The following is a 15561-nucleotide window of genomic DNA, read 5'->3' on the forward strand; positions in this document are numbered from 1 at the left end:
GTCAGCCTCCAGCGATAACCTGAAAAAGCAGGACTCGATCGCCTTCCTGCAAGAGATGATCTTCCCACCGGTCGCGCGGCAGAATGTGTTGATTGAGCGCCAGCGCGACGCCCGGCTGCAGCTGTTCGAGCTGGGTCAGCAGGGCGCTGACGCTGAGATGGTCGGCGCACGCCAGCGGCTCGTCGTTAAACCAGATCTGCATGCCGCCCTCCGCAAATCGGGCAGCCCCGGGAGCGCTGTAGCGCCAGGTTACGCCAGTTGCTGGTGCGGGCGTCGAACAGCCGCAGAGTGTTGCGCGGCGTCGTCATGCCGCTGAGCAGCTTAATGGCCTCCAGCGCCTGCAGCGTGCCCATCATGCCGACCACCGGGCCGACGATCCCCGCGGTGCGGCAGTTGCGCTGCGGTTCGTCGCTATCCGGCCACAGGCAGCGATAGCAGCCCTGCGTCCAGGGGGGGGTGAGCACCATCAGCTGACCGCCGAAGCCGACGGCGCTGGCGGTCACTAACGGGATGTCGAGGGCCACGCAGGCGGCATTGATCGCCTGGCGGGTGACCATGTTATCGGTACAGTCCAGCACCACGTCCGCTTTCGCCACCTCGGCGCGCAGCGCCTCGCCGCTTAACCGCTGCTGGAGCGCAACCAGTTTGATCTGCGGATTTAGCTGGCTGAGCCGCGTCTTTGCCGCCGCGGCTTTTGGCCGATCGATATCCGCGCTGGTGAACAGGATCTGCCGCTGCAGATTGCTGAGATGCACGGCGTCGTCATCGGCCAGGGTCAGCGTCCCGACGCCAGCCCCAGCCAGATAGAGCGCCGCCGGGGAGCCCAGCCCGCCAAGGCCGATAATCAGCACCCGGCTGGCTAACAGCTTCTGCTGCCCCTCGATGGCGATATCCTCCAGCAGCAGCTGACGGCTATAGCGCATAAAGTCGTGATCATTCATCGCCCGCTCCCGCCAGCGCCAGCAGCTGGTCGGTCGCTGCCCGCCAGTCCGCCGCCTGGGTGATGGCGCTGACCACTGCGATGCTGCCGACGCCGGTCGCCAGCACCGCCGGGGCCTTTTCAAGGCTAATTCCGCCGATCGCCACGGTGGGGTAATCCGCCAGGCGTTGGATATGTCTGGCAAGCTGATCGAGCCCCTGCGGCGCGGAGGGCATCTGTTTGGTTTGCGTCGGGAAGACGTGACCCAGGGCGATGTAAGAGGGGCGCGCCGCCAGGGCGACATCAATCTCCATATCGTCATGGGTGGAGACGCCCAGACGTAGCCCGGCTTGGCGGATGGCGCTCAGATCGGTGGTTTCCAGATCTTCTTGTCCGAGATGCACGCCGTAGGCCTGGTGCTTGATCGCCAGTCGCCAGTAATCGTTAATGAACAGCCGGGCGTGATAGCGGCGGCCAAGGGCGATGGCGGCGATGACGTCATCCTCCACCTCGCTGTCGCGTCGGTCTTTGATGCGCAGCTGAATAGTACGCACGCCGGCTTCGAGCAGGCGCTCAATCCACGCCACGCTGTCCACTACCGGGTAGAGTCCGAGACGAAACGGGACGGGTGGAAAATCAGGCTGATACATCAGACTTCCTCCTGTTTCAGGTAGATTTCGCCGCCGCGGGCGCGGAAGTGATGCGACATATCGGCCATGCCGGCGTCGATGGCCTGTCTGGCGGCGTAGTCGCGGACTTCCTGAGTGATCTTCATTGAGCAGAATTTCGGACCGCACATGGAGCAGAAGTGGGCAACTTTGCCGGATTCCTGCGGCAGGGTTTCATCGTGATAGGCCCGGGCGGTAAATGGATCCAGCGCGAGGTTAAACTGGTCTTCCCAGCGGAATTCAAAGCGCGCCTTCGACATGGCGTTATCGCGGATCTGCGCCCCGGGGTGACCTTTCGCCAGGTCGGCGGCGTGGGCGGCGATTTTGTAGGTAATCAACCCCTGCTTCACATCCTCTTTGTTGGGCAGGCCGAGATGCTCTTTTGGCGTGACATAGCACAGCATGGCGCAGCCGAACCAGCCGATCATCGCCGCGCCGATGCCGGAGGTGAAATGGTCGTAGCCCGGCGCAATGTCGGTGGTGAGCGGCCCGAGGGTGTAGAACGGCGCTTCGTGGCAGTGCTCCAGCTCCTCGGTCATATTGCGGCGGATCATCTGCATCGGCACGTGGCCGGGGCCCTCGATCATCACCTGCACGTCATACTCCCAGGCGATTTTCGTCAGCTCGCCGAGGGTGCGCAGCTCGGAGAACTGCGCTTCGTCGTTAGCATCCTGGATGGAGCCGGGGCGCAGGCCATCGCCCAGCGACAGCGACACGTCATAGGCGGCGCAGATTTCGCAGATTTCGCGGAAATGCTGGTAGAGAAAGTTTTCCTGATGGTGCGACAGGCACCATTTGGCCATGATTGAGCCGCCGCGCGAAACGATGCCGGTCAGACGCTTCGCGGTCATCGGGACGTAGCGCAGCAGTACGCCGGCGTGAATGGTGAAGTAGTCGACCCCCTGTTCGGCCTGTTCCAGCAGGGTATCGCGGAAGGCTTCCCAGGTGAGGTTCTCGGCGATGCCGTTGACTTTCTCCAGCGCCTGGTAAATCGGTACGGTGCCGATCGGTACCGGGCTGTTACGCAGGATCCACTCGCGGGTTTCGTGGATATAGCGGCCGGTGGAGAGATCCATCACCGTATCGGCGCCCCAGCGGGTGGACCAGACCAGCTTCTCGACCTCTTCTTCGATGGAGGAGGTCACCGCCGAGTTGCCGATATTAGCATTCACTTTTACCAGGAAGTTGCGGCCGATAATCATCGGCTCAGACTCCGGGTGGTTGATATTGGCCGGGATGATGGCGCGCCCGGCGGCCACTTCATCACGGACGAACTCAGGGGTAATGTTTTCCGGCAGGCGGGCGCCGAAGCCTTCGCCGGCATGCTGCTGGCGCAGAACTTCGCTGCGAATACGTTCGCGGCCCATGTTTTCGCGAATGGCGATGAACTCCATCTCCGGGGTGACGATCCCCTGGCGGGCGTAGTGCAGTTGGGTAACACATTTGCCGGCAACGGCGCGTTTTGGCTTCAGCTGGCTATTGAAGCGCAGCTCATCAAGGCCGTCATCGGCCAGCCGCGCTTTGGTATAGGCCGAGCTGCGTTCGCTGAGCGGGGCGCAGTCATTGCGCGCGTCGATCCACGGCTGGCGCAGCCTGGCCAGCCCCTGGCGGACATTAATGCCAATATCCGGGTCGCCATAAGGTCCGGAGGTGTCATACACCGGGATCGGTTCGTTGGCTTCGTACTGTGGGTTATTGTTATCGCCGCCGACGAGGGTTGGGCTGAGCTGGATTTCACGCATTGGGACGCGGATATCCGCTTGTGAACCTTGAATGTAGATACGGCGCGAATTAGGGAAAGCAGCGCCTTCCAGCGTATCGATAAATCGCTGCGCGTGCTCGCGTAGCTCACGACGGGTCAGTTTGGTAGTAGACATAGCGCATTCCAGATGAAAAGGACATGGCTTGTCAGACGACGGATGGAGTAACAGATGCGATCGGCCCTGACGGACTGACGCGAACAGCAGTTTACTCTTGTTCCCTTCGCAGGTATTAGCCTGATCAGGTTCCGCGGATCCCGAATTAACGGTCTCAGCCTTTTCCACGTTAGCCTTCACATGGAAAATAAGCACTCCGACAAGATGACATCCCCTCCGGAGAGGGGGAATGAAGGTAAACTACTCGTTAATTGCGCACAACTCAAGCGGTCGGGGCAATATTATCGCGCACCTCATCGTTCAGATGATGGGCGACGGCGAGGGCGATCAGTTTATCTTCCAGGGCGAAACGCGCTTCCAGCGACTCGCCGATATCCGACAGCGCCTGCTGAAATTCAAGGTAGTTATCATGATCAATGGCGTTTTCGAGGCAGGTATCGTAGTAGTCCATCATCTGCTGGGTATTGGCTTCCAGCTGCGGGTAAAGCCGGGTGGCGGCTAAAAGTGGGGTATCGCCTTCCATTTCGCCAATAATGCGTTCATAAATACTAAAATGACCGGACGAGAGGTAATCCACCAGACTTTGGCAAAAGTCATCCAGCGCCTTTTCGTTTAGCCGCATAAACGACTCTTTGCCCGGTTTCAGGCCAACCAGATTGTAGTAAGCCACGAGCAGATGCTTACGCACTTGTAGCCAGCGATCGACCAGTTCATTACTACCGCCAACGCGCTCCGTCAGATTTTCCAGCTGGTTTAGCATGATTGACTCCGCTAGTTTTGATTTAAATCTGCTCACCAAAAATGTAAATATAATGTTAACAACATGCCAGTGAAGCAAAGGTAGTGCAATAGATATGGATCGTATTATTGAAAAATTAGATCGCGGCTGGTGGGTTGTCAGTCACGAACAAAAATTATGGTTGCCTGGTGGAGAATTACCACATGGCGAAGCGGTTAATTTCGATCTTGTCGGCCAGCATGCGCTGCATATCGGCGAATGGCAGGGCGATCCGGTGTGGATGGTGCGCCAGGATCGCCGCCATGACATGGGATCGTTACGCCAGGTGCTGGATCAGGATCCGGGACTCTTTCAGCTGGCGGGACGGGGGATCCAGCTCGCCGAATTTTATCGATCGCATAAATTTTGCGGCTACTGCGGTCACCCGATGCATGCCAGTAAAAGCGAATGGGCGATGCTGTGCAGCCACTGCCGTGAACGTTACTACCCGCAAATTGCCCCGTGCATTATCGTCGCTATCCGTCGCGACGATGCGATCCTGCTGGCGCAACATACCCGACATCGCAATGGGATACACACCGTGCTGGCCGGGTTCGTCGAGGTCGGCGAAACCCTCGAGCAGGCCGTTGCCCGTGAGGTGATGGAGGAGAGCGGTATCCGGGTGAAAAATCTGCGCTACGTGACTTCTCAACCGTGGCCGTTCCCGCAGTCGCTGATGACTGCCTTTATGGCGGATTACGCGGAGGGCGATATCGTGGTGGATAAAAAAGAGTTACTCAGCGCGGACTGGTACCGCTATGACGATCTGCCGCTTCTGCCGCCGCCGGGGACGGTGGCGCGCCGGCTTATCGAAGATACCGTCGCGATGTGTCGGGCAGAGTTCGAGTGACATGTTACACTGGGCGTATCAACGCTAAAGGAATGTAAAAATGACCGAACTGAAGAACGATCGTTACCTGCGCGCGCTGCTGCGTCAGCCGGTTGATGTCACCCCGGTGTGGATGATGCGCCAGGCGGGCCGCTATTTACCGGAGTACAAAGCCACCCGTGCGCAAGCGGGCGACTTTATGTCGCTGTGTAAAAATGCCGAGCTGGCCTGCGAAGTGACGCTCCAGCCGCTGCGTCGTTACCCGCTGGACGCGGCGATCCTCTTTTCGGACATCCTGACCATCCCGGACGCCATGGGGCTGGGGCTGTACTTTGAGGCAGGCGAAGGCCCGCGCTTCACCTCGCCGGTGAAAAGCAAAGCCGACGTCGACAAGCTGCCAGTCCCGGATCCCGAGCAGGAACTGGGCTACGTGATGAATGCCGTGCGCACCATTCGCCGCGAACTGAAAGGCGAAGTGCCGCTGATCGGTTTTTCCGGTAGCCCATGGACGCTGGCGACCTACATGGTGGAAGGCGGCAGCAGCAAGGCTTTCACTGTCATCAAAAAGATGATGTACGCCGACCCGCAGGCGCTGCACGCGCTGCTGGATAAGCTGGCGAAGAGCGTCACCCTGTATCTCAACGCGCAGATCAAAGCCGGCGCGCAGTCGGTAATGATTTTTGACACTTGGGGCGGGGTGCTGACCGGCCGCGACTACCAGCAGTTCTCCCTCTACTACATGCATAAAATCGTCGATGGCCTGCTGCGGGAAAACGAAGGCCGCCGCGTGCCGGTGACGCTGTTCACCAAAGGCGGCGGTCAGTGGCTGGAAGCGATGGCGGAGACCGGCTGTGACGCGCTGGGTCTCGACTGGACCACCGATATTGCCGATGCCCGTCGTCGCGTGGGCAACAAAGTCGCGCTGCAGGGCAACATGGATCCGTCCATGCTCTATGCGCCCGCCGCGCGTATTGAAGAAGAAGTCGCGACCATCCTCGCCGGCTTTGGTCAGGGGGAAGGCCACGTCTTTAACCTCGGCCACGGCATCCATCAGGACGTTGACCCTGAGCATGCGGGCGTCTTTGTTGAAGCGGTGCATCGTCTTTCCGCACCCTATCACCAGTAGGAGATCAGCCATATGGATTTAGCCGCACTCCGTATCCAACAGCAACAGTTAGCCGCGTCGGTAGAGCGGGCGGATCGACTGGATCGCGACCCGCCAGTATTGATCGGCGGTGCGGATGTCGGGTTTGAGCAGGAAGGGGAAGTCACCCGAGCTGCGATGGTGCTGCTGACCTGGCCTGAACTGGAGCTGGTGGAGTATCAGGTGGCGCGCGTCGCCACCTCCATGCCCTATATTCCCGGCTTTCTCTCGTTTCGCGAAACGCCTGCGCTGCTGGCGGCGTGGGAGCAGCTTTCGCAAAAACCGGACCTGTTGTTTGTTGACGGGCACGGTATTTCCCATCCCCGGCGGCTGGGCGTCGCCAGCCATTTTGGCCTGATGATCGACGTGCCGACCATCGGGGTGGCGAAAAAACGGCTGTGTGGAAAAATCGGCGAACTGGGTGATGCCCCCGGCGCGCTGGCCCCGCTGATGGATAAAAATGAACAACTGGCCTGGGTCTGGCGCAGTAAAGTCCGCTGCAACCCGCTGTTTATTAGCACCGGCCACCGGGTGGGCATGGACAGCGCCTTAATGTGGGTCGAACGCTGCATGCGAGGCTATCGTCTGCCCGAGCCGACGCGCTGGGCTGATGCGGTGGCGTCCCGTCGTCCGTCATTTGTGCGTTGGCAAGCAAATCACAGCTGATTCAGGTACACTGCGCCTAATTTCTGACTTCGAGAATTCATCATGTTACAAAACCCGATTCACCTGCGCCTGGAGAAGCTGGAAAGCTGGCAGCATGTCACTTTTATGGCCTGCCTGTGCGAGCGTATGTACCCCAACTACGCGATGTTCTGCAAGCAAACCGAGTTTGGCGACGGCCAGCTGTACCGTCGTATCCTGGATCTGATCTGGGAAACGCTGACGGTTAAAGATGCGAAGGTGAATTTCGACAGTCAGCTGGAGAAACTGGAAGAGGCAATCCCGGCGGCAGATGATTTCGACCTGTACGGTGTTTATCCGGCCATAGACGCCTGCGTGGCGTTGAGCGAACTGATCCATTCCCGTCTGAGCGGCGAAACGCTCGAACACGCGATCGAGGTGAGCAAAACCTCCATCACCACCGTGGCGATGCTGGAAATGACCCAGGAAGGCCGCGAAATGACCGACGAAGAGCTGAAAGCGAACCCGGCGGTAGAGCAGGAATGGGACATTCAGTGGGAAATTTTCCGCCTGCTGGCCGACTGCGAAGAGCGTGACCTTGAGCTGATAAAAGGCCTGCGCGCGGACCTGCGTGAGGCCGGCGAGAGCAATATTGGTATAAATTTTCAGCAGTGAGACCAGAAAACGTGATTTACCGCCTGAATTGTAGCGTCTGAAGGCTTCCATTCCGCCCCCCGTCTGGTCTACATTTGGAGGGCGAAAAAAAGTGGCTATCGGTGCGTGTATGCAGGAGGGTGCTTTTTTGGCATTTCCGTCGCACTCGATGCTTAGCAAGCGATAAACACATTGTAAGGATAACTTATGAACAAGACTCAACTGATTGATGTAATTGCGGACAAAGCTGACCTGTCCAAAGCACAGGCTAAAGCTGCCCTGGAATCTACCCTGGCTGCAATTACTGAGTCTCTGAAAGAAGGTGATGCTGTTCAACTGGTTGGTTTCGGTACCTTCAAAGTGAACCACCGCGCTGAGCGTACTGGCCGCAACCCGCAGACCGGTAAAGAGATCAAAATCGCTGCAGCTAACGTGCCGGCATTTGTTTCTGGCAAAGCACTGAAAGACGCAGTTAAGTAAGACCGCGTGGCAGTGAACAGTTTTATCGAAGGGGCTATTAAGCCCCTTTTGTCTGTCTGGCGCCGGCCTCTGGCGCTGGCGGGCATCCTGTTGCTAACTGCCTGCAGCCATAACGCGTCGCTACCACCGTTTACCGCCAGCGGTTATGCGGACAACCAGGGGGCGATGCGTATCTGGCGTAAAGATTCTGGCGATGAAGTCCATCTTCTCGCCGCCTTCAGCCCGTGGCGTCATGGGGACACCTCGACCAGCGAATATCGCTGGCAGGGCGATCAGCTGACGCTTATTGAACTCAATGTCTACGGCAAGCCGCCGGAACATATTCGCGCCCGCTTTGACGCGCAGGGCGATCTGAGCTTTATGCAGCGGGAAGTTGACGGGCAGAAGCAGCAACTCTCCAGCGACCAGGTCGCGCTGTACCGTTATCGCGCCGAGCAGATCCGCCAGACCAGCGACGCCCTCCGTCAGGGTCGGGTCGTCCTGCGTCAGGGGCGCTGGAACGCCGCCGCGCATACCGTGCTGACCTGCGAAGGGCAGACGGTGACGCCCGACCTCGATAGTCGGGCTCTGGCGCACATTGAACGCCGCCAGAGCCACGCTTCCGCCGCGGTGAGCATTGCCTGGCTTGAGGCGCCGGAAGGCTCTCAACTGCTGCTGGTGGCCAATGAAAACTTCTGCACCTGGCAGCCGACGGAAAAAAGCTTCTAACCTTTACCAGTGATTCATGCCCCTATGACCGCCGCCGCTACCGCGACAGCCGCCATATCCCATGCCTGCGCCGCGGGGAACGCCTGCCTCAGCCAGCGCGAGATCAAATTTCACCCGCTGCTGATCCAGCTTCTGGCGTAAGCCTTCCATCTCCTGAGCGACGGCTTCAATCTTGCCGCTGTCCGGCTTTTGCGCCGTGAGCAGCGCATTGTACTCATAGCGTTTGGACTGCAGCTGCTGGCGAAGGGCGCTGGTTTGCGCATAGTAGTCATTATGCAGCTTTTGCGCGGTAGCCTGCTGCTCCTGGGTCAGCTGGCTGTAGCCCTGGTTGCCCATCCCGTTATTGTTGCCCCAGTGGTGGTTGGCCCAGGCCGCGTTGCTGCCGAAGGACAGCGCGGCAAGGGTGACGAGGGCGAGAGATAAGTTACGGTTCCGTTTCATGGCATTTTCTCCTGTGTGGTTTCTCCCGGTATTGCATCTTCCATGCCAGCCTGAAAAAGCCCGTCCGAACAGGTCTGCCGAGGCCATGGCAGAGAAAGCGAGTAAAAATGACCCGTTCCGCCCGGGACCGGCGAGTCATTTTTACTCGCTAAAGCGCAGGCGATATGTTTGAGAGCAGGTTTGGCCGTGCGGAAACATGGCATGATTTCTGCTGAAAGATCCTGCTGATAGCGAAAAGGAGATGACAAGGACTCGCCGATGAAGATCAAACCTTTTTCACGGGACGCTGCCGCTGGCGCGCTGAGCTGGCTGCTGACCGGTACGGTGGTGCTGCTGGTGGTGTTGTTCTCCGCGATGATCGTCCGCGATTACGGTCGTGAGACGACCGCCGCCCGACACACTATTGAGGAGAAGGGGAGCGTACTGATCCGCGCGCTGGAGTCCGGCACGCGCGTCGGCATGGGAATGCGGATGCATCACGCGCAGCTGCAGGCCCTGCTGGAAGAGATGGCCTGGCAGCCGGGCGTCCTGTGGTTCGCGGTGACTGATGACAATGGCAGCATCATCGCTCACAGCGATCCGCAGCAGGTGGGCCAAACGCTCTACAGCCCCGCGCAGATGCGTGCGCTGGCGGTTGGCGAACAGGCGCGCTGGCGGCGGCTTAGCGAGCCGCAGCCGGCCATGGAGGTCTATCGCCAGTTTCGCCCCCTCAATCCGGCCCGCGGCCACCATAGGGGCATGATGAATCGCGGCGACAGCGCCCTGGCTCAAGCCACCGTCCCGCAGGTGATTTTTATCGCCTTTGATAGCCGTGAGCTGGATGCCGCGCTGGCCCGCGGGCAGCGGAATATGGTCATCATGCTGGGCGCCGCCGCGCTGGTGACAGCGGCAACGATCCTCGCCCAGTTCTGGTTCCGCCGCTATCGCCGCTCGCGAAAACAACTGCTGGAGGCGATGGCCCGCAAAGAGAAACTGGTGGCGCTTGGCCATCTGGCGGCGGGCGTGGCGCACGAGATCCGCAATCCACTCTCGTCGATTAAAGGGCTGGCGAAATATTTTGCCGAGCGCACGCCGCCGGGCGGCGAGTCGCATCAGTTAGCGCGGGTGATGGCCAAAGAGGCCGACCGCCTGAACCGGGTGGTCAGCGAACTGCTGGAGCTGGTCCGGCCCGCGCATTTAAATTATCAGCCGGTGGATATCAACGCGCTTATCCACCACTCATTACAGCTGGTCAGCCAGGATGCGCAGAGTCGCGGGATCGCGCTGCAATTCACTCCGCGCCCGGAGCTCTCCACGATCAACGCCGATGCCGACCGCCTGAACCAGGTGCTGTTGAACCTGTACCTGAACGCGATGCAGGCGATTGGCCGTGACGGCGTCATTCGCGTATCGGCAAGCGAAGCTGACCGTCAGCGGATGAAAATCGTCATCGCAGATAGCGGTAAAGGGATGACTGCCGAAGAGCTGCAGGCCATCTTCACCCCCTATTTCACCACCAAAGCGGACGGCACCGGGCTGGGGCTGGCGGTGGTGCAGAATATTATCGAACAACATGGCGGGACGATCCGCGCCGAAAGTCAGCCGGGGGCTGGAGCGATATTTACGCTTTGGCTACCGATTGATGCTCAACGGAGGGAAGATGAGCAGCGATAAGGTACAGATTCTGGTTGTCGATGATGACATCAGCCACTGCACGATCCTGCAGGCGCTGCTGCGCGGCTGGGGCTATCAGGTGGCATTAGCCCACAACGGCCTGCAGGCGCTGGAGCTGATCCATCAGCAGGTCTTCGACCTGGTGCTGTGCGATATTCGCATGGCGGAGATGGACGGTATCGCGACGTTAAAAGAGATTAAGGCCTATAACCCGGCGATCCCGGTGCTGATCATGACGGCGTTCTCCAGCGTCGATACGGCGGTGGAGGCCATCAAGTCCGGGGCGCTGGATTATCTGATTAAACCGCTGGATTTTGACACGTTACAGCAGACGTTAGTCCAGGCGCTGGCACACACCCGGCATAGCGAGGGCGAACACCCCGCCGCAGCGAGTTCGCGTTGGGGCATGATAGGCGACAGCCCGGCGATGCAGGCGCTTCTTAATAATATTACGCTGGTAGCCCCTTCGGATGCGACGGTGCTGATCTATGGAGAGTCGGGAACCGGTAAGGAACTGGTGGCGCGCGCCATCCACGCCTGCAGCGGGCGCGGTGATAAGCCGCTGGTGACGCTCAACTGCGCGGCGCTGAATGAGTCGCTACTGGAGTCGGAACTCTTCGGCCATGAAAAAGGGGCGTTTACCGGCGCGGATAGGCGACGTGAAGGGCGCTTTGTCGAAGCGGATGGCGGCACGCTGTTCCTCGATGAAATTGGCGATATCTCGCCATTGATGCAGGTCCGGCTGCTGCGGGCGATTCAGGAGCGGGAGGTGCAGCGGGTCGGCAGCAACCAGACGCTTGCCGTTGATGTGCGGCTGATCGCCGCCACCCACCGCAACCTCGCGGAAGAGGTAAGCGCCGGGCGTTTTCGCCAGGATCTCTATTACCGCTTGAACGTCGTGACTATTGAGATGCCGCCTCTGCGCCGGCGCCGGGAAGATATTCCGCCGCTGGCGCAGCACTTTCTCAAACGCTATGCCGAACGCAATCGTAAGGCGGTAAAGGGGTTCACGCCACAGGCGATGGACCTGCTGATCCACTACTCCTGGCCGGGCAACATTCGCGAGCTGGAAAACGCGGTGGAGCGGGCGGTGGTGCTACTGACCGGGGACTATATCTCCGGGCGGGAATTGCCGCTGGCGATCGCGGGTACGCCGCTGCCGTCAGGCGGGAGCGAGGAGGGGCTGATTCAGCCGCTAGTGGAAGTCGAAAAAGAGGTGATTCTGGCGGCGCTGGAAAAAACGGGCGGCAACAAAACCGAAGCCGCCCGTCAGTTAGGCATTACGCGGAAAACGCTGTTGGCGAAACTTAGCCGTTAGCCTTTTCGCGCTCAATGGCGCGCCAGCCGATATCGTTTCGGCTAAAGCTGCCATCCCAGCGAATATCGGTCAGCAGCTGATAGGCGCGCTGCTGCGCCTGCGCTACGGTATCGCCCAGGGCGGTGACGCACAGTACGCGCCCGCCGTTGGTGACCACGCGCTGGTCGTCAGACAGTTTCGTGCCGGCGTGGAAGACTTTACCGTCTGCCGCTTCCTGCTGCGGCAGGCCATGGATCTCATCGCCCGTGTTGTAGTTGCCCGGATAGCCGCCGGCGGCAACCACTACCCCCAGCGATGCGCGGTCATCCCACTCGGAGGTTTTCTCATCCAGCTTGCCGGCGCAGGCGGCGAGGCACAGCTCTACCAGGTCAGATTTCATGCGCAGCATGATCGGCTGGGTTTCCGGATCGCCAAAGCGGCAGTTGAACTCAATGACCTTTGGGTTGCCCTGCTTGTCGATCATCAGACCGGCATACAGGAAACCGGTATAGGTGTTGCCTTCCGCGGCCATGCCCTTCACGGTTGGCCAGATAATACGCTCCATAGTGCGCTGATGGACTTCATCAGTCACGACCGGTGCCGGAGAATAAGCGCCCATCCCACCGGTGTTCGGGCCGGTATCGCCGTTGCCGACGCGTTTGTGATCCTGGCTGGTGGCCATCGGCAGGACGTGCTCGCCGTCGACCATCACAATGAAGCTGGCCTCTTCGCCATCGAGGAACTCTTCAATGACGATGCGGTGTCCGGCGTCGCCAAAGGCGTTACCGGCCAGCATGTCTTTGACTGCCGCTTCGGCTTCCTCAAGGGTCATCGCCACGATAACGCCTTTACCCGCCGCCAGACCGTCGGCTTTGATGACGATCGGCGCGCCTTTCTCGCGCAGGTAAGCCAGCGCTGGCTCAACTTCGGTGAAGTTCTGGTATTCCGCCGTCGGGATATGATGACGCGCGAGGAAATCTTTGGTGAAGGCTTTCGAGCCTTCCAGCTGCGCCGCGCCTTCGGTTGGCCCAAAGATGGCGAGCCCGGCGGCACGGAACGCGTCGACCACGCCAATCACCAACGGCGCTTCCGGACCAACGATGGTCAGGTCGATATTTTCATCCTGAGCGAAGCGCAGCAGCGCCGGAATATCGGTGACGCCGATGGCGACGTTTTGCAGCGACGGCTCCAGCGCGGTACCTGCGTTGCCCGGCGCAACGTAGACGGTATCAACCAGCGGCGATTGGGCCGCTTTCCAGGCCAGGGCGTGTTCACGCCCGCCGTTGCCGATTACTAATACTTTCATCTGCAGCTCCATGAATTAATGGCGGAAGTGGCGCATATCGGTGAAGATCATGGCGATGCCGTGTTCGTCAGCGGCGGCAATCACTTCGTCGTCGCGGATAGAGCCGCCCGGCTGGATAACGCAGGTGATGCCGACCGCAGCCGCGGCGTCAATCCCGTCGCGGAACGGGAAGAAGGCATCGGAGGCCATGGCGGAGCCTTTCACTTCCAGACCTTCGTCACCGGCTTTAATCCCGGCAATTTTCGCCGAGTAGACGCGGCTCATCTGGCCGGCGCCTATGCCGATGGTCATATTGTCTTTGGCATACACGATGGCGTTGGATTTGACGAATTTCGCCACTTTCCAGCAGAACAGCGCATCGCGCAGCTCTTGCTCGCTCGGCTGACGTTTACTGACCACGCGCAGTTCGCCTGCGGTGACCATACCGAGATCGCGGTCCTGAACCAGCAGGCCGCCGTTGACACGTTTGAAATCGAGACCGGCAACGCGCGCTTCCCACTGACCGCAGGTCAGTACGCGGACGTTCTGCTTCGCGGCAGTGATTTTCAGCGCTTCTTCGCTGGCGGACGGGGCGATGATCACCTCGACAAACTGGCGAGAGATGATCGCCTGCGCGGTGTCGGCATCCAGCTCGCGGTTGAAGGCGATGATGCCGCCGAACGCGGAGGTCGGGTCGGTTTTGTATGCGCGATCGTAGGCGTCAAGGATCGAGTCGCTGACGGCAACGCCGCACGGGTTAGCGTGCTTAACGATCACGCAGGCCGGTTCGTTGAACTCTTTCACGCACTCCAGCGCCGCATCGGTATCGGCAATATTGTTATAGGAGAGCGCTTTACCCTGCAGCTGGGTAGCGGTTGCCACGGAAGCTTCTTTGACATTCTCTTCTATATAGAAGGCAGCCTGCTGGTGGCTGTTTTCGCCGTAGCGCATATCCTGCTTCTTAATGAAGTTCAGATTCAGGGTGCGTGGGAAGCGGCCAGCGGCTTCTTTGCTTTCGCCGTGATAGGCCGGAACCATGCTGCCGAAGTAGTTGGCGATCATGCTGTCGTACGCGGCGGTGTGTTCGAAGGCTTTAATGGCGAGGTCGAAGCGGGTGTCCAGCGTCAGGGAGCCTTCGTTGGCGTCCATTTCATTAATGATGGCCGTATAGTCGCTGCTCTTCACCACGATGGCGACATCTTTGTGGTTCTTCGCCGCGGAGCGGACCATGGTTGGGCCGCCGATATCGATGTTTTCCACCGCGTCTTCCAGCGAGCAGCCTTCACGAGCGACGGTTTGGGCAAACGGATAGAGGTTAACGACCACCATATCGATAGGCGCGATACCGTGCTGCTGCATGATGCCATCATCCTGACCGCGACGACCGAGGATGCCGCCGTGTACTTTCGGATGCAGGGTCTTCACGCGTCCATCCATCATTTCCGGGAAACCGGTGTAGTCAGAGACTTCGGTTACCGGCAGGCCTTTATCTGCCAGCAGGCGGGCGGTGCCGCCGGTGGACAGCAGCTCGACACCACGAGCGGAAAGCGCCTGCGCGAATTCGACGATACCGGCCTTGTCAGAAACACTGAGCAGAGCGCGGCGGACTGGACGACGTTGTTGCATGGTATTAAATCCCCAGGATTTGAACATTACAGAGAGCGTTAGGTGAGTTTTTGCCTAAAAACTCACCTAACGCACCCAACCGGGCATCCGTGTCATAGCGCGGCATTGTAACGAAAACGTTTGCGCAACGCTCGCGAATTTTTATCTTTCTCTTTAGGCCGATGGTTCTTCTTCTATATAGCTGCCGATCCGCGGGGCGTTCGGTCATGTTTTGACGCTCTCCTGTGGATAATTCTGTGTGTAAAGAGGTATAAAGCGGGGTTTTGCTGGGGAATGCAGCAGTCAGTCATTTTTCTGCCATTTTTCTATTGCAGGCGCTCGAGAACTCCCTATAATGCGCCTCCATCGACACGGCGGATGTGAATCACTTCACACAAACAGCCGGTTCGGTTGAAGAGAAAAATCCTGAAAAACGGGTTGACTCTGAAAGAGAAAAGCGTAATATACGCCGCCTCGCGACAGAGCGCTAAAGCGCGTCGCAACTGCTCTTTAACAATTTATCAGACAATCTGTGTGGGCACTCAAAGTGACATGGATTCTTAACGTCCTCGGACGAAAAATGAATACCAAGTCTCAAG

General features: G+C 59.2%; 16 protein-coding genes and 1 riboswitch. Of the genes, 8 read left to right on the forward strand and 8 right to left on the reverse strand.

Annotation, left to right across the window (positions count from 1 at the left end):
• Position 1 precedes the first annotated feature (1 nt).
• The 5 genes from thiS to MKR05_RS25630 all read right to left on the reverse strand — a co-directional run bounded on the left by thiS (position 2) and on the right by MKR05_RS25630 (position 4224).
• On the reverse strand, positions 2-202 hold the full coding sequence (gene thiS, locus MKR05_RS25610; protein WP_017901114.1) for a sulfur carrier protein ThiS: 201 nt from the start codon (positions 200-202) through the stop codon (positions 2-4).
• Entirely contained in the window at positions 186-941 is a 756-nt protein-coding gene (gene thiF / locus MKR05_RS25615) for a thiazole biosynthesis adenylyltransferase ThiF (protein ID WP_023291595.1), read from the reverse strand. Before thiF ends, thiS begins: the two co-directional genes overlap by 17 nt.
• Positions 934-1569, reverse strand: coding sequence for a thiamine phosphate synthase (gene thiE, locus MKR05_RS25620; protein WP_023291596.1), 636 nt, complete (start codon positions 1567-1569; stop codon positions 934-936). The genes thiF and thiE overlap by 8 nt, the downstream gene beginning before the upstream one ends.
• Positions 1569-3464: a phosphomethylpyrimidine synthase ThiC gene (gene thiC, locus MKR05_RS25625; RefSeq protein WP_050533979.1), complete on the reverse strand. Its 1896-nt coding sequence runs from the start codon at positions 3462-3464 to the stop codon at positions 1569-1571. Before thiC ends, thiE begins: the two co-directional genes overlap by 1 nt.
• 84 nt (positions 3465-3548) lie before the next feature.
• Positions 3549-3673: riboswitch (TPP riboswitch) on the reverse strand.
• 53 nt (positions 3674-3726) lie between these two features.
• On the reverse strand, positions 3727-4224 hold the full coding sequence (locus tag MKR05_RS25630; RefSeq protein WP_023291598.1) for an Rsd/AlgQ family anti-sigma factor: 498 nt from the start codon (positions 4222-4224) through the stop codon (positions 3727-3729).
• 94 nt (positions 4225-4318) lie between these two features.
• Here MKR05_RS25630 and nudC point away from each other — a divergent pair, with 94 nt between their 5' ends.
• The 6 genes from nudC to MKR05_RS25660 all read left to right on the forward strand — a co-directional run bounded on the left by nudC (position 4319) and on the right by MKR05_RS25660 (position 8681).
• Positions 4319-5092 carry an NAD(+) diphosphatase gene (nudC, locus tag MKR05_RS25635; RefSeq protein WP_044524904.1) on the forward strand — a complete coding sequence of 258 codons (774 nt, stop codon included), beginning with the start codon at positions 4319-4321 and terminating at the stop codon, positions 5090-5092.
• 40 nt (positions 5093-5132) lie between these two features.
• Complete coding sequence (gene hemE / locus MKR05_RS25640; RefSeq protein WP_023291600.1) at positions 5133-6197, forward strand: uroporphyrinogen decarboxylase; 1065 nt, start codon at positions 5133-5135, stop codon at positions 6195-6197.
• Between the two features lie 12 nt (positions 6198-6209).
• The gene (nfi, locus tag MKR05_RS25645; RefSeq protein WP_023291601.1) at positions 6210-6881 is read left to right on the forward strand and encodes a deoxyribonuclease V; all 672 of its coding nucleotides are present in this window, start codon (positions 6210-6212) and stop codon (positions 6879-6881) included.
• 42 nt (positions 6882-6923) lie between these two features.
• Positions 6924-7514, forward strand: a complete 591-nt coding sequence (locus MKR05_RS25650; RefSeq protein ID WP_004206742.1) for a YjaG family protein — start codon at positions 6924-6926, stop codon at positions 7512-7514.
• A 186-nt stretch (positions 7515-7700) separates the two neighbouring features.
• Positions 7701-7973, forward strand: coding sequence for a nucleoid-associated protein HU-alpha (hupA, locus tag MKR05_RS25655; protein WP_002884342.1), 273 nt, complete (start codon positions 7701-7703; stop codon positions 7971-7973).
• A gap of 12 nt (positions 7974-7985) precedes the next feature.
• A complete protein-coding gene (locus MKR05_RS25660) occupies positions 7986-8681 on the forward strand; it encodes a DUF1481 domain-containing protein (RefSeq protein WP_023319466.1) in 696 nt (231 codons plus the stop codon).
• 3 nt (positions 8682-8684) lie between these two features.
• On the opposite strand, the gene zraP is transcribed toward MKR05_RS25660, so the two are convergent.
• Complete coding sequence (gene zraP / locus MKR05_RS25665; RefSeq protein WP_112201954.1) at positions 8685-9122, reverse strand: zinc resistance sensor/chaperone ZraP; 438 nt, start codon at positions 9120-9122, stop codon at positions 8685-8687.
• Between the two features lie 258 nt (positions 9123-9380).
• Between zraP and zraS the strand changes: the two genes are divergently transcribed.
• The gene (zraS, locus tag MKR05_RS25670; RefSeq protein ID WP_112201953.1) at positions 9381-10775 is read left to right on the forward strand and encodes a two-component system sensor histidine kinase ZraS; all 1395 of its coding nucleotides are present in this window, start codon (positions 9381-9383) and stop codon (positions 10773-10775) included.
• Positions 10762-12093 carry a sigma-54-dependent response regulator transcription factor ZraR gene (zraR, locus tag MKR05_RS25675; protein ID WP_023291605.1) on the forward strand — a complete coding sequence of 444 codons (1332 nt, stop codon included), beginning with the start codon at positions 10762-10764 and terminating at the stop codon, positions 12091-12093. The genes zraS and zraR overlap by 14 nt, the downstream gene beginning before the upstream one ends.
• Here the strand turns inward: zraR and purD are convergent.
• Together purD and purH are read right to left on the reverse strand one after the other, a co-directional pair.
• Positions 12083-13378, reverse strand: a complete 1296-nt coding sequence (purD, locus tag MKR05_RS25680) for a phosphoribosylamine--glycine ligase (protein ID WP_043523029.1) — start codon at positions 13376-13378, stop codon at positions 12083-12085. The genes zraR and purD overlap by 11 nt on opposite strands.
• A 15-nt stretch (positions 13379-13393) precedes the next feature.
• The gene (gene purH / locus MKR05_RS25685; RefSeq protein WP_023291607.1) at positions 13394-14983 is read right to left on the reverse strand and encodes a bifunctional phosphoribosylaminoimidazolecarboxamide formyltransferase/IMP cyclohydrolase; all 1590 of its coding nucleotides are present in this window, start codon (positions 14981-14983) and stop codon (positions 13394-13396) included.
• Positions 14984-15561 lie beyond the last annotated feature (578 nt).

Origin of the sequence: Klebsiella sp. K5-204, assembly GCF_030128585.1 — a bacterium.
In the GTDB taxonomy this organism is placed as follows: Bacteria; Pseudomonadota; Gammaproteobacteria; order Enterobacterales; family Enterobacteriaceae; genus Klebsiella; species Klebsiella quasipneumoniae.

Bases quoted from the DNA above. Each gene is read 5' to 3' on its own strand.
- thiS (WP_017901114.1), bottom strand. From the start codon at position 202: ATGCAGATCTGGTTTAACGACGAGCCGCTGGCGTGCGCCGACCATCTC.
- thiF (WP_023291595.1), bottom strand. From the start codon at position 941: ATGAATGATCACGACTTTATGCGCTATAGCCGTCAGCTGCTGCTGGAG.
- thiE (WP_023291596.1), bottom strand. From the start codon at position 1,569: ATGTATCAGCCTGATTTTCCACCCGTCCCGTTTCGTCTCGGACTCTAC.
- thiC (WP_050533979.1), bottom strand. From the start codon at position 3,464: ATGTCTACTACCAAACTGACCCGTCGTGAGCTACGCGAGCACGCGCAG.
- MKR05_RS25630 (WP_023291598.1), bottom strand. From the start codon at position 4,224: ATGCTAAACCAGCTGGAAAATCTGACGGAGCGCGTTGGCGGTAGTAAT.
- nudC (WP_044524904.1), top strand. From the start codon at position 4,319: ATGGATCGTATTATTGAAAAATTAGATCGCGGCTGGTGGGTTGTCAGT.
- hemE (WP_023291600.1), top strand. From the start codon at position 5,133: ATGACCGAACTGAAGAACGATCGTTACCTGCGCGCGCTGCTGCGTCAG.
- nfi (WP_023291601.1), top strand. From the start codon at position 6,210: ATGGATTTAGCCGCACTCCGTATCCAACAGCAACAGTTAGCCGCGTCG.
- MKR05_RS25650 (WP_004206742.1), top strand. From the start codon at position 6,924: ATGTTACAAAACCCGATTCACCTGCGCCTGGAGAAGCTGGAAAGCTGG.
- hupA (WP_002884342.1), top strand. From the start codon at position 7,701: ATGAACAAGACTCAACTGATTGATGTAATTGCGGACAAAGCTGACCTG.
- zraP (WP_112201954.1), bottom strand. From the start codon at position 9,122: ATGAAACGGAACCGTAACTTATCTCTCGCCCTCGTCACCCTTGCCGCG.
- zraS (WP_112201953.1), top strand. From the start codon at position 9,381: ATGAAGATCAAACCTTTTTCACGGGACGCTGCCGCTGGCGCGCTGAGC.
- zraR (WP_023291605.1), top strand. From the start codon at position 10,762: ATGAGCAGCGATAAGGTACAGATTCTGGTTGTCGATGATGACATCAGC.
- purD (WP_043523029.1), bottom strand. From the start codon at position 13,378: ATGAAAGTATTAGTAATCGGCAACGGCGGGCGTGAACACGCCCTGGCC.
- purH (WP_023291607.1), bottom strand. From the start codon at position 14,983: ATGCAACAACGTCGTCCAGTCCGCCGCGCTCTGCTCAGTGTTTCTGAC.